Origin of the sequence: Brasilonema sennae CENA114, from assembly GCF_006968745.1 — a bacterium.
In the GTDB taxonomy this organism is placed as follows: Bacteria; Cyanobacteriota; Cyanobacteriia; order Cyanobacteriales; family Nostocaceae; genus Brasilonema; species Brasilonema sennae.
Map to the genome: position 1 here is coordinate 1,979,658 of NZ_CP030118.1, position 12,216 is coordinate 1,991,873.

At 42.1% G+C, this 12,216-nt stretch carries 14 protein-coding genes; 7 read left to right on the plus strand and 7 right to left on the minus strand.

Translation table 11 applies throughout. The features are described 5' to 3' along the window. Nucleotides 1-21 precede the first annotated feature (21 nt). On the plus strand, nt 22-729 hold the full coding sequence (locus DP114_RS08325; protein WP_171975877.1) for a diacylglycerol/polyprenol kinase family protein: 708 nt from the start codon (nt 22-24) through the stop codon (nt 727-729). Between the two features lie 85 nt (nt 730-814). On the opposite strand, the gene DP114_RS08330 is transcribed toward DP114_RS08325, so the two are convergent. After that, entirely contained in the window at nt 815-1,246 is a 432-nt protein-coding gene (locus DP114_RS08330; RefSeq protein ID WP_169266117.1) for a hypothetical protein, read from the minus strand. A gap of 573 nt (nt 1,247-1,819) precedes the next feature. Continuing rightward, complete coding sequence (locus tag DP114_RS08335; protein ID WP_169266116.1) at nt 1,820-1,972, minus strand: hypothetical protein; 153 nt, start codon at nt 1,970-1,972, stop codon at nt 1,820-1,822. Between the two features lie 450 nt (nt 1,973-2,422). On the opposite strand from DP114_RS08335, the gene DP114_RS08340 reads away from it, so the two are divergent. The 6 genes from DP114_RS08340 (at nt 2,423) to DP114_RS08365 (ending at nt 9,029) form a co-directional block, all read left to right on the plus strand. Beyond that, nucleotides 2,423-3,913: a nicotinate phosphoribosyltransferase gene (locus DP114_RS08340; RefSeq protein WP_171975878.1), complete on the plus strand. Its 1,491-nt coding sequence runs from the start codon at nt 2,423-2,425 to the stop codon at nt 3,911-3,913. Between the two features lie 126 nt (nt 3,914-4,039). Further along, nucleotides 4,040-4,624 (plus strand): nicotinate-nucleotide adenylyltransferase, encoded by a 585-nt coding sequence (locus tag DP114_RS08345; protein WP_169266114.1) that lies wholly within the window; start codon nt 4,040-4,042, stop codon nt 4,622-4,624. A gap of 69 nt (nt 4,625-4,693) precedes the next feature. Next, complete coding sequence (locus DP114_RS08350; RefSeq protein WP_169266113.1) at nt 4,694-5,440, plus strand: NUDIX hydrolase; 747 nt, start codon at nt 4,694-4,696, stop codon at nt 5,438-5,440. 111 nt (nt 5,441-5,551) lie between these two features. Continuing rightward, the gene (locus DP114_RS08355; RefSeq protein ID WP_171975879.1) at nt 5,552-7,252 is read left to right on the plus strand and encodes an NAD+ synthase; all 1,701 of its coding nucleotides are present in this window, start codon (nt 5,552-5,554) and stop codon (nt 7,250-7,252) included. 83 nt (nt 7,253-7,335) lie between these two features. Beyond that, complete coding sequence (gene dapB, locus DP114_RS08360; RefSeq protein ID WP_171975880.1) at nt 7,336-8,166, plus strand: 4-hydroxy-tetrahydrodipicolinate reductase; 831 nt, start codon at nt 7,336-7,338, stop codon at nt 8,164-8,166. 173 nt (nt 8,167-8,339) lie between these two features. After that, nucleotides 8,340-9,029 carry a phosphate ABC transporter permease gene (locus DP114_RS08365; protein ID WP_171975881.1) on the plus strand — a complete coding sequence of 230 codons (690 nt, stop codon included), beginning with the start codon at nt 8,340-8,342 and terminating at the stop codon, nt 9,027-9,029. Between the two features lie 42 nt (nt 9,030-9,071). On the opposite strand, the gene DP114_RS08370 is transcribed toward DP114_RS08365, so the two are convergent. From DP114_RS08370 to DP114_RS08390, 5 genes are all read right to left on the minus strand, one after another. After that, entirely contained in the window at nt 9,072-9,878 is an 807-nt protein-coding gene (locus DP114_RS08370; protein ID WP_169266109.1) for a TPM domain-containing protein, read from the minus strand. A 208-nt stretch (nt 9,879-10,086) separates the two neighbouring features. Next, nucleotides 10,087-10,689, minus strand: a complete 603-nt coding sequence (locus DP114_RS08375) for a DUF948 domain-containing protein (protein ID WP_169266108.1) — start codon at nt 10,687-10,689, stop codon at nt 10,087-10,089. 14 nt (nt 10,690-10,703) lie between these two features. Continuing rightward, a complete protein-coding gene (locus DP114_RS08380; protein ID WP_169266107.1) occupies nt 10,704-11,051 on the minus strand; it encodes a YtxH domain-containing protein in 348 nt (115 codons plus the stop codon). A 121-nt stretch (nt 11,052-11,172) separates the two neighbouring features. Then, complete coding sequence (locus DP114_RS08385) at nt 11,173-11,502, minus strand: hypothetical protein (protein WP_169266106.1); 330 nt, start codon at nt 11,500-11,502, stop codon at nt 11,173-11,175. A gap of 146 nt (nt 11,503-11,648) precedes the next feature. Continuing rightward, nucleotides 11,649-12,020 carry a DUF2237 family protein gene (locus tag DP114_RS08390; protein WP_169266105.1) on the minus strand — a complete coding sequence of 124 codons (372 nt, stop codon included), beginning with the start codon at nt 12,018-12,020 and terminating at the stop codon, nt 11,649-11,651. Nucleotides 12,021-12,216: the final 196 nt, after the last annotated feature.

A 12,216-nucleotide genomic window follows, 5' to 3' on the forward strand; every position in this document is an offset into this window, starting at 1 on the left:
CTTATCCATTTTGTTGTATCGTTGCTGAATTCATTTTTTGATTTACAGTCTATTCCTCCTGTGTGGGTACAAAGTGCCGCCGTTGCAATTTGGGTGTTACTCATGCTAATTCTTGCATGGGTAGTGAATCGCGCCGCCAGTAAAGATCCAGAAGTTATACGGAAAATAGTTCACATTGGCACAGGTAATGTGATTCTGTTGGCTTGGTGGCTAGATATTCCCCCAATTGTAGGTATTACGGCTTCGATTGTAGCGAGTGTAGTGACCTTATTGTCCTACCAATTTCCGATTCTGCCTGGTATTAATAGCGTTGGACGCAAAAGTTTCGGGACATTTTTCTATGCCGTTAGTATTGGTGTTCTCATAGCCTGGTTTTGGACACTGCAAAAACCTCACTATGCTGTACTCGGAATTTTAGTTATGACGTGGGGAGATGGATTAGCAGCTTTGGTAGGACAGAAAATAGGTCAAAATAAATACAATGTTTTTGGGAGACAAAAAAGTTGGGAAGGTTCCCTGACAATGGCTGTCGTGAGTTTTATTATCAGTAGTTCAATTTTAGTGAGTGTACAAGGGAACCTTTGGCAAACTTGGCTGATATCTTTAACGGTTGCTCTAGTCGCTACTGGCTTAGAAGTAGTTTCGTTTCTTGGTATTGATAATTTGACAGTTCCTATAGGTAGTGCAGCGCTGGCTTATGTTTTAAGCCAGTTGATGGCAAATGGGTAATAAAACCAGTAAACAGTGATAACTGATAACTGTTCACTGTTTACTGTTTACTGTTAAAGGTTGAGAAATATCAACACATCATCAATCAGTAATCGTAGCGCCCGTGACGGTTATATCTGTAAGGGTTACGATATATGTCACGGTCATAAATGTACTCAGGATGGTATTGTCTATCTTGATAATATCTGTTGTAATCATTATGTCGTCTACGGTAATCAATGTACTGTGGATGGTATCCACGACGGTAGTAAGATCTGTTGCTTTGTGAGCAAGGTCTACGATGACGGTAAGATCGACGAGTCTTGTAATGATGACGGTGTTTATGATGTTTTAGTTGTTCAGTGTCAGTCTCCCAATCTGTTTGAGTTGACAAATTATCTTCAACCTGAGCAACTTGTGTTCCTAATTCCTCGTAGTTTAACTGTGTTTTAATTCCTTTTTGGACTGATGCTGTGGCTACCTCTAATCCAAGACAACTGGGTAATAGTAAAGCACTAATTACGAATTTCCAAAACATTGTTTCACATTCCTTATTTCTTGTTCCCTAGCAAAACTAGGGAATGTCTACTGTGAGACTTTGGTTGAAAAAAGGATTTACGCAGTGAAACGAAAAATGAAGGCTGATTCTGCTGAAGGATAACAAAGCCTCTATAAATGCAATACCATCCGCCCAGGATGAAGGGAGTTCTTGGTGAGCGCTATCTTGATTTTTGGAAAAATTTTTATAAACAATAAAAATTTACAGCAATTCTATTTCATTTGTGTGAAAGTGCCTGCGCCTAAGCCTAAAGCGTTCTGCAGGCATACGCATAGTCACTTTGGAGAAACTAAAAGTCAGGGCATAAATTCACTCGTATTGCCGGATAAGAGGCGAAATGCCTACACTTACCCAAGCAATAGAATAAAAGTGGTTTTTAGCACCCACCGTAGTTTTGGCAGTAGCAATAATGATTCGTGAAAATAGCTCCCCGACTTCAAGTTAGAAGCCGGGGAGCTTGTTTTTTCAAAACTTTTTTCTTGCCTTGATACCTTCTGCAGTATGCCTCATGCCTTGGAAGGAGTGTCAGATAGGAGTATGTCACACATTTCTTTACCAAATGTCTGCTGTCTTCTTGTTATAAGGGTCTCCTGTAAATGGTTGTACGCCAGTATTGGGATATGCATCGTCTGACGGTGCAAAAATACGCATCGCAGCCTCAGAAATGTATTGGGTGACTTTAGCAAGTATTTCGGAGATAGCCATAATATCAAACCCCCATTTTTGTTATCGCTTCACTTGCGATATGTCTTCTAATATATCTACTCTAGTTCTTCACATTCTCTTTGGTTGCGATTGGCAATATATCTATATTTTCTGCAATAATCAGTGATATATAGTTGCAATACTTTAGATTAAAAAAACAGTTCAATAAACAATCAAGGATAAGGGAATAAAAGTGTCAGTCAGATGATTTTTTATCTTTCATCCTCCGTTCGGCATAGTTTGACATTTCACTTCACTCTTTTAGGGATACTATTATTAATAATAAGTATAACTATTAAAATTCATTAAATATTTTACTAAACTAATAATATAGTAGTCGTCAAAACTCTAGTTCCAAGCACTTTCTGATAGCGCTCTTTCAATAGTTGACATTATTTATGGTAAAATTTACCATAAGTCAAAGAAGTATTCTTCTAAGGGCGCTATGTCATGACTAGTTTCCCAAGTTGGAACCATGCATCTACAAACAATCAGCAACAGCAGAACACACAGAATCAAGAACTGACACTTTCTACTATTGATAACAGCCTGCTGACAGACCTTTACCAGTTGACAATGGCGGCTTGTTATGCGGGGGAAGGTGTAGAACAACGATGGGCAAGCTTTGAGTTGTTTGTCAGACGTTTGCCAGAGAATTTTGGCTATTTGATAGCTATGGGGCTGGCGCAAGTGTTGGAATATTTGGAAAAATACCACTTCAGTCCCTCTGGGATAGCGGCTTTGCAAGCAACTGGAATTTTTGCCAATGTTCCCGAGAGTTTTTGGTCACTGCTTGCTGAGGGACGTTTTACTGGCAATGTTTGGGCGGTACCTGAGGGAACAGCAGTGTTTGCGAATGAGCCTCTGTTGCGAGTGGAAGCACCTCTTTGGCAAGCACAACTGGTAGAAACTTACCTTTTGAATACCATAAATTACCAGAGTTTGATTGCGACACGTGCAGCAAGATTACGCGATGTGGCGTCTGAAAATGCAACACTGCTGGAATTTGGAACCAGACGGGCATTTAGCCCGCAAGCGTCTTTGTGGGCGGCGCGTGCAGCACTGGCTGGTGGTTTGGATGCAACATCGAATGTGTTAGCGGCGCTACAACTGGGAGAAAAACCTAGTGGTACGATGGCTCACGCTTTGGTTATGGCACTGTCGGCAATGGAAGGTAGCGAAGACCAGGCATTTACTGTTTTTCATCGTTATTTCCCAGGTGCGCCTTTATTAATTGATACTTACGATACTATTGCAGCTGCCGAGCGGTTGTCTGCAAAGGTTAATTCCGGGGAAATCCAATTAGCCGGGGTTAGGTTGGATTCTGGTGATTTGGTGTCGTTGTCAAAACAAGTGCGATGGCTTCTTCCAGATGTGTCAATTTTTGCAAGTGGCGACTTGGACGAGTGGGAAATCGCGCGGCTTAAGGCTGCTGGTGCGCAGATTGATGGTTATGGGCTGGGAACACGACTGGTGACTGGTTCTGCTGTCAATGGAGTCTACAAACTGGTGGAAATTGATGGGACTCCGGTGATGAAACATTCGAGTGGTAAGGCGACTTACCCAGGACGTAAGCAGATTTTTCGCTCTTTTGAGGGAAGTCAGGTGAAAGCAGACTGTTTGGGCTTGGTGAGTGAAGAACACGGAAGATATGGAAACGAAGAATTTCCCCAATCTTCACATCTGCCTTTGTTGCAGTTGTTTGTTAAGGAAGGTAAACGGGTGCAAGCACAACAGACTTTGGCAGAAATTCGACAAAGGACTGCCACTTCCGTTGCTAGTTTGCCAGACCAGACGCGACGTTTGGAGAATCCCGTATCGGTGAAAGTGGAGATTTCTGAACAGTTACAACAGTTGACTCAAAAGACGAAGAACCTGACTGCACAGTTAGAGAGCGGAGCAGGGAGTAAGGGAGTGAGGGAGAATAATTTTGATTACTAATGACCAATGATTGCTTAATGGTACAAGCCCCCAGATTAATCCTGTGGAATTAATCCAAAATCTAAAATCCAAAATCTAAAATCCAAAATCTAAAATCCAAAATCTAAAATCCAAAATTGTCTGACTATGAAAGTTGCTCTGTTTGGTACGAGTGCTGATCCACCAACTGCTGGACACCAAGCGGTTATTCGTTGGCTGTCAGACCATTTTGATTGGGTGGCAGTTTGGGCGGCAAATAATCCATTGAAATCGCATCAAACCCCTTTAGAACATCGGGTAGCAATGTTAAATTTCTTGATTTTGGATATTGACTCATCAAAGCATAATATTGCTTTGGAACAGGAATTAAGTCACTTGAGAACGCTGGAAACATTAGAGAAAGCAAAAAAACGTTGGTCAGAGGCGGAGTTTACATTAGTGGTTGGTTCAGATTTACTAGCTCAATTACCGCGCTGGTATCGTATTGAAGATTTATTGCAACAAGTACAACTTTTGGTCATACCGCGCCCAAGATATGCAATAGATGAATCTAATTTACATATTGTGCAAAAACTCGGAGGGAAAGTCACGGTTGCCAAGTTTATTGGTCTAGATGTGTCCTCAACAGCGTATCGTGAAAATGGCGATCGCGAAGCCCTGACACCTCTAGTCGTTGATTATATTCACAAAGAGCATTTGTACAAATGTCTACCCGAAAATTTAACTTGTTAAACTATAAGTACTTTTGCCAAGCTACTCCAAATCCTAAACTCAAAATTGCATTCAATTGAAAACGGCTATATGCCAGGACACAACAAAATAAAGATTGTACACGCGCTAAAACAACCACCTTTAGCAGATTTCAAGGTCGGTGTTGATAATGTTATTTTCTCTGTAGATACTGCACAAAATCGACTGCTGGTTCTATTAGTCATGAGACACCAGGAGCCATTTTTAAATTCTTGGAGTCTTCCTGGTACTTTGGTACGTCAAGGTGAGTCTTTAGAAGATGCTGCGTATCGGATTCTGTCTGAAAAAATAAGGGTAAAAAACCTTTATTTAGAGCAACTTTATACTTTTGGAGGACCATCACGTGATCCCCGGGAAGCAAGCGATAGTTATGGTGTACGTTATCTATCGGTGAGTTACTTTGCCCTCGTGCGATTTGAGGAAGCAGAATTGATTGCTGATGGAGTCACTGGAATAGCTTGGTATCCGGTGAAGCAATTGCCGCAACTAGCTTTTGACCATAACAAGATTTTGGCATACGGACACAGGCGTTTGCGAAATAAGTTGGAGTATAGTCCAGTCGCATTTGAAGTGTTGCCAGAAGTGTTTACTTTGAATGATTTATATCAGTTATATACTACAGTTTTAGGAGAAATCTTTTCTGATTACTCTAATTTTCGAGCGCGTTTACTCAAGTTAGGTTTTCTATACGATACAGGAATAAAGGTGTCGCGTGGTGCTGGTCGTCCAGCTAGTTTATATAAATTTGATGCGGAAGCTTTTGCTCCTTTTAAGGATAAACCTTTGGTTTTTCTTTAATTACAAAAATGTATGGATACAATAGCAGCTTGTTGTAACTCTGGCAGACAAACATTATAGAGCGCAACATGTCTGTTAAGAGGACGAAGAGAAGAAAACAAAAAGAGGAAAATGAAAATAGCGATCGCTCAACTTAATCCTACCATTGGTGATTTGCCAGGTAATTCTCAGAAAATTCTGGACGCGGCACGAAAAGCAGTTGCAGAAGGTGCCCGTTTATTACTAACGCCAGAACTTTCTTTATGTGGCTATCCACCCCGTGATTTATTGCTTAATCCTAGTTTTGTTCAAGCAATGGAAATTGCTTTAGAACAACTAGCACAAGATTTGCCTCCAGAACTCGCTGTGTTAGTAGGCACGGTTGAAGAAAATGTAAAAGCACACAAGACGGGCGGTAAAAGTTTATTTAATAGTATCGCTTTGTTAGAAAGGGGAAAAGTCAAGCAAATTTTTCACAAGTGCCTTTTACCAACTTATGATGTTTTTGATGAAAATCGCTATTTTGAGCCAGGTTCAGAAGCTAGTTATTTTACCTTAGATGATATTCGTATTGGCGTCACAATTTGCGAAGATTTATGGAATGATGAGGAATTTTGGGGTAAGCGAAGTTATGTCACGAATCCAATTGCTGACTTAACAATTTTGGGTGTAGATTTGATTGTGAATTTGTCTGCTTCTCCTTATAGTGCTGGCAAGCAGAAGTCTCGCGAAGCAATGCTTAAGTATAGTGCAGTGCGTTTTCAGCAACTGATTCTCTATGCCAATCAAGTCGGGGGAAATGATGATTTAATTTTTGATGGTAGAAGTTTTGCTTTGAATCGTCAGGGTGAAATAGTCTGTCGTGCCTGTGGTTTTGAAGAGGATTTGAGAGTTGTGGAATTTGATGAGGTGCAACGAGATTTGCACTCAGGTTCTATAGCACCAGAATATGAATCTCAAGATGAGGAAATTTGGCACGCTTTGGTTTTAGGATTGCGAGATTATGTTCGTAAGTGTGGCTTTTCTAAAGTTGTGCTGGGTTTAAGTGGTGGAATAGATTCTTCATTGGTGGCGGCTGTTGCTACCGCAGCATTGCGTAAAGAAAATGTCCTCGGTATCCTGATGCCTTCGCCCTACAGTTCTGAGCATTCTATCAGCGATGCTTTGGCATTAGCAGAAAATCTTGGTATGAAAACTCATATCCTACAGATAGGGGAGTTAATGCAAGGCTATGACGAAACGTTAGCTGAGTTATTTGCCCGAACAGAGTTTGGACTGGCAGAGGAAAATATTCAATCCCGGATTAGGGGCAATTTATTGATGGCAATTTCTAATAAATTTGGCCATCTGTTGCTATCGACTGGTAATAAGTCAGAAATGGCAGTTGGTTACTGCACTCTTTACGGCGATATGAATGGGGGTTTGGCGGTGATTGCTGATGTGCCCAAAACCCGCGTTTATTCGATTTGCCATTGGTTAAATCGCAATGATGAAGTTATCCCACAAAATGTTTTAACCAAACCACCCAGCGCCGAACTCAAACCCGGTCAACTTGACCAAGACTCGCTACCGTCTTACGAGGTTTTGGACGACATATTGCAACGGTTGATTCACGATTACCAATCTCCAGAACAAATTATCGCTGCAGGTCATTACCCAGAAATAGTAAACCGAGTGACTAATTTGGTGGTGCGTGCGGAGTTTAAGCGACGACAAGCACCCCCCGGATTGAAAATTACGGTTCGCGCCTTCGGAACTGGTTGGCGAATGCCTATTGCTAGTAAATGGGCGTCTTTGCAATTCAAAATTCAAAAAAAGATTCAACCTGTTTGAATGAGCGAATCTTGAATGTTTGAGAAGGAAGATCCCTACTGGATTTACAATTCTTTGATGGTGTAAAAAGTATTGCTCAAATTATGGCGAATCAAACTCCAATCCCTGTTGTTGTCATTGGTGCTGCGGGCAAAATGGGTCGCGAGGTCATCAAAGCGGTGACGCAAGCAGCAGATATGAATCTTGTAGGTGCGATTGATACAACAGCTGAATATCAAGGTCAGGATGCAGGGGAACTGGCGGGTTTAAGTGAACCTTTGGAAATTCCAATTACCAATCAATTGGAACCGATGCTGGCGTTTGCATCTCAAGGAAAACAGCTAGGGGTGATGGTAGATTTTACGCATCCGAGTTCAGTGTATGACAATGTTCGTAGTGCGATCGCCTATGGTCTTCGTCCGGTTGTGGGTACCACTGGCTTAAGTCCAGAACAAATTCAAGATTTAGCAGAATTTGCTGATAAGGCAAGTACGGGGTGTTTAATTATTCCCAACTTTTCTATTGGTATGGTACTACTCCAACAAGCAGCAGTTGCGGCTTCTCAACATTTCGACCACGTGGAAATTATTGAACTGCATCACAACCAAAAAGCTGATGCCCCCAGCGGGACAGCAATTCAAACTGCTCAGATGTTAGCAGAAATAGGTAAAACATATAACCAGTCTCTTGTGGAAGAAACGGAGAAATTACCAGGAGCACGAGGTAGTCAAGCCGAGGAAGGCGTTAGAATTCATAGTGTGCGTTTACCAGGACTGATTGCGCATCAAGAAGTTATTTTTGGTGCAGCGGGTCAAATTTATACTTTGAGACATGATACGAGCGATCGCGCTTGCTATATGCCAGGAGTATTACTAGCAATTCGCAAAGTCCTCCAGTTAAAGTCGTTAGTATATGGATTAGAAAAAATTCTTTAACAGTGAACAGTGAACAGTAAACAGTGAACAGTAAACAGTGAACAAGGGGTGGACGAGTCCGTTTCGTACCTGATAACTGGTACTGCGTACGTAGCTGATAACTGGTAACTGGTAACTGGTAACTGATAACTGATTTAAAATACCTAGCACTCACCACTTACAACACAGCACTCATGATCGTCCCATTAACTCGCCAGAAATTTGAACAACTCATTCCCCTGATTGCCACTGGTCCGCAGTACAAATACTACTGGGGGAAATTTCCAGACTTTTTACAACGGCTGCTGATTTCTGTCGTGGCAGTAGCTGTTGTTTTCGTGATTAAAGTCGTTCTGCGGGTTGATTTTGGTGGAATCATCTTTTTGCTCGGGCTAATTGGTGCCCTTTACTGGCTGTGGGGACCAGTGTTTTGGGCGAGTATGCGGAATGTGAAAAGCCGTCGTTGTAAGTACAGCGGTTTTCTCCGTGGTCGAGTGCTGGATTATTGGATTGCAGAAGAGTTAATGGGTAAACAGGAAACCGTTGATAACAAAGGCGATTTGGTGATTGTCGAAAACCGAGAAAAACGCATTCACTTAGAAATAGGTGATGATACAGGATTTACGGCTGAGTATAAAGCACCACTGCGTTCTGCCTACAAAGTTATTGCTCGCGGTCAGAGGGCAGAACTATTGGTGATGTCGAATCGCCCAGATTTAAGCAGTATTGATGAAATTTCGGATATTTATATTCCTAGTCGCGACTTGTGGGTGAGTGATTATCCTTCTATACGACGGGATTTCTTTACTGAGGTGAGTAGCCGCCTGCGCCGTGATGAAGAAGATGAAAGACCGCGTCGCCGTCGCCGTAGGGTGGAGAGGTAGAAGCGGTTTGATTTTCACTCTTCTTGACTTTTGCTCTTTGGTTTAAGACTCAGCACTAGAAGACTGACTAAAAATAGGGGAAAGGTAAGCAACTAAAGCAGCGATGAGAAAACCGGAAATGTTGCGAACCAGGGGTAGCCATTCGTTTGTTCGTGTGACTACTGGTCCAATACCGAAAGAGATAAATAAGATTCCCCATAAAGGCGAGAAGATTAAAGCCCATTGCCAAGCAACAATTTGTCCTTCGCGACGAGGTTGAGCTGCTAATCCACAAATGACTCCACCAATAGCAGAAGAAATCAAAGTGAAAATCCACTGCTCGCGTGGTAATCCGGGAACGACAGCGCAACCTCCCCGAAGCAAACAAGTTTTCACTGTTTCCATTGCTTGTAGGATGGCTTGGTCTTCCCCTTCTTCTCGCACAAAGTACAAATTGCCAAAGCGGGTTTGTAATTCAATCCAGAAAGTACGCGGTAGAAGATCATAAACAGCGTCACCCACACTAAAGCTGAGAATGTTACCGCCACGGGAATCAGCAACTAGCAAAACGCTTTTGTCATCCAAACCCCAAAAACGAATAACTGCTCGACCTGGAGTACGGTCATATTGAGTTAAGACTCGGAGTTTCCAGCCAGTGTCGGTTTGAAATTGTTCTAGTTGCTTAACAAGATTTTCTTCTTGAACGCTGGTAAGAGACTTAGCTAAGTCTACAACTGGAGTTGGGGTATCAGGTAATAGTTCGGGATTGTCATAAGCGTATGCGCTGGGAGAATGCGTCATCCAAATTGACCCAGCCAGGAAAAATACTGTTACAAAAGCCAGAATTCGTTTCCAAAGACTTTGCTGCATGAGCTTTTATATACAAATCTCAACAGGAAAAGTGAACAAGTTGTTTTAAAAGAGTACTGGAAAAGTGAGACTTCTTTACACTTTTTAACTCTAATCTAATCTAATATCTCAGATCTAGAACTCACTGAGCAAGCTTGTCTGTAAGGTTGGGATCTGAGAATAAGGGCGCAATGCCTTGCGCCCTTATTCTCATAGAGATTTACACACTCTATTCTTTATCAGACCAATTCTCAGATTCTTTCTGACGGTGGGAATCCTGTTCATTAAAACTGTTTTCCCAATCACCAGCTTCGTTGTAGTCTTTGTAATCGTTGTAATTATTGTGAGTGCGGTATCCTTCTGCAGGTGTGAAGCGGTTCTCCTGCCTTAGTAGGGCTTGGCGTTCTTGTAATGTCAGCTTTGCTTTTTGAGATGGCGATAGACGCTCAACTGTTCGCCTTGAAGATTTGGAGCGTGTGAAGGTTTTCCAAGCAGCTTGCACACCAACCATAAAACTGCGCGTGCCTGTTTGAACGTTTTGTGCTTGCTTTTTAGCACTATCTAAACTTTGATCCACTTGTTTAACAACTTGACCAGCACTTTTAACACCTTCACTGACATCATCAGTTAAGTCAGTGATTTCCAAGCTAGTCATGCGAATAGCATCGAGAGTGGGCGGTAACTCTCTATAAAGAGTGTCAAATAATTTTTCTGCACTGCGAGCTGCTCTTGCTAATTCCTGCAATGCTGGTATCGCCGCCACCAAAACAGCACTCAGACTGGCGGCGACTAGGAGTATGGACAGTCCCAGCCAAAACAGGGGGTCAATCACTTTGATATCTTCTACTAATTATCTAAATGTTGAGGAACGGTATCGGACTTTTCTTGAGCATTTTGCTGCTTCATTGCTTGGCTTTCCCGCAAACTAGCATCAATGCCTGCTGAAATTGCCTCCCGCAGTCGGTCTAAAGTATCATCCCAGTTAGAGCGTGCGTTTGCAGAAAGGCGGTCTGCCTGTATTTGGACACTCGTTGAAATATCTTCTGCCAATTCTGGCAAAGCACTGGCAGATTTCTTCAAGAGTTGACGGGTTTCGCGTCCTGTGCGTGGAGCAATGAGCAACCCAGTTAAAGCACCAATGGTTGCGCCTAGCATCATACCGCCAATAAATGATCCAGAACGGTTGTTAGACATTTTTTTGTTTCTCTCCTTACACCCATTCTATGTGGGTTTTCACGCCTTGCAAAATCCAAAAGATTTTATCTTTCTAAATTTAGAGAGACAATTGATTCGCCAGAAAGGTTGCCCTTACTGCCTACTTTCTCTTTTTCACTAATTTTGCTCGGAAGCTCAGAAAATTACTCTGCCAGACTTGCTGTCCAAGTGCAACTAGACTGAAAATCTGTCGCAGCCGCTGGATTTGTAGTCGTGCTGGTTGATCTTTGTGCCGTAGATTATTAATATTCCCAAGACTAGTGTAAAAAGCTTGTGGTGCTGTATATAATACTGCATGGGAACTACGTTCAGCAGCAATAAAGATATTAGCTATTCTTGTCAGTCGCCTCTTCAGTCGCCGCACTCGCCAAGCCACGTAGAGAAGAATCAGCGAGATCAGTATGTTGATGACAACAACGACTGTAACCATTGCTTAATTTTGTTGCACCCACTGTAATTTTTGCTCTTATTATGACTTTAATTGAAGCTATGAAAATCAGTCTGAAGTTGAGTTTTCGCCAGTGTATCAAGCGCTAAGTGGGTTGCTACTAAAGTGAAACAAATTTTTAGATTTCTTTAAGAAGAAGTTAGGCCATGTTTTTTCAAATCATCCACAGAAACCGCTTCCAAGGCTCTAGCGTGGGTTGCTGAGAGGATAACAGGGGGAGCAACGCCAGCCTCAACAGCCTCTTGCCAGCGACCAGCACATAAACACCAGCGATCGCCTTCTTTCAAACCAGGAAATTGATATTCCGGAACTGGGGTACTAAGGTCGTTTCCTCGTGATTTGGTGAATTCAAGAAATTCTGTTGTCATTTGGGCGCAAACAACGTGCAACCCAAAATCCATACCACCTGTGTTACAAAACCCATCGCGATAATATCCAGTCACGGGAGAAGAACAGCACATTTCTAGCTTTGTGCCGAGTACGTTTGTTGCTTCTGTCATCGCCAATTCCTTTAAGTTTGTGTGACTGTTTCTAAGCAATCAAATATAATGCCTCAGTCGTTCGAGTCACGACTTTAGCGACCTTACTTTATGATATAAGAAATTTTCTTAGCCATTTCAAAATCGTGATATAGCAGTCGCCAGGTAGATTAGGACACGAACTAATGAAAAAACACGCTCCCCAAGAGACTTGAAA

Excerpts from the sequence above, each read along its gene's own strand:
- DP114_RS08370 (WP_169266109.1), bottom strand. The coding sequence starts at position 9,878 with ATGCAGCAAAGTCTTTGGAAACGAATTCTGGCTTTTGTAACAGTATTT.
- dapB (WP_171975880.1), top strand. The coding sequence starts at position 7,336 with ATGGCGAATCAAACTCCAATCCCTGTTGTTGTCATTGGTGCTGCGGGC.
- DP114_RS08340 (WP_171975878.1), top strand. The coding sequence starts at position 2,423 with ATGACTAGTTTCCCAAGTTGGAACCATGCATCTACAAACAATCAGCAA.
- DP114_RS08380 (WP_169266107.1), bottom strand. The coding sequence starts at position 11,051 with ATGTCTAACAACCGTTCTGGATCATTTATTGGCGGTATGATGCTAGGC.
- DP114_RS08385 (WP_169266106.1), bottom strand. The coding sequence starts at position 11,502 with ATGGTTACAGTCGTTGTTGTCATCAACATACTGATCTCGCTGATTCTT.
- DP114_RS08365 (WP_171975881.1), top strand. The coding sequence starts at position 8,340 with ATGATCGTCCCATTAACTCGCCAGAAATTTGAACAACTCATTCCCCTG.
- DP114_RS08350 (WP_169266113.1), top strand. The coding sequence starts at position 4,694 with ATGCCAGGACACAACAAAATAAAGATTGTACACGCGCTAAAACAACCA.
- DP114_RS08335 (WP_169266116.1), bottom strand. The coding sequence starts at position 1,972 with ATGGCTATCTCCGAAATACTTGCTAAAGTCACCCAATACATTTCTGAG.
- DP114_RS08355 (WP_171975879.1), top strand. The coding sequence starts at position 5,552 with ATGAAAATAGCGATCGCTCAACTTAATCCTACCATTGGTGATTTGCCA.
- DP114_RS08330 (WP_169266117.1), bottom strand. The coding sequence starts at position 1,246 with ATGTTTTGGAAATTCGTAATTAGTGCTTTACTATTACCCAGTTGTCTT.
- DP114_RS08390 (WP_169266105.1), bottom strand. The coding sequence starts at position 12,020 with ATGACAGAAGCAACAAACGTACTCGGCACAAAGCTAGAAATGTGCTGT.
- DP114_RS08345 (WP_169266114.1), top strand. The coding sequence starts at position 4,040 with ATGAAAGTTGCTCTGTTTGGTACGAGTGCTGATCCACCAACTGCTGGA.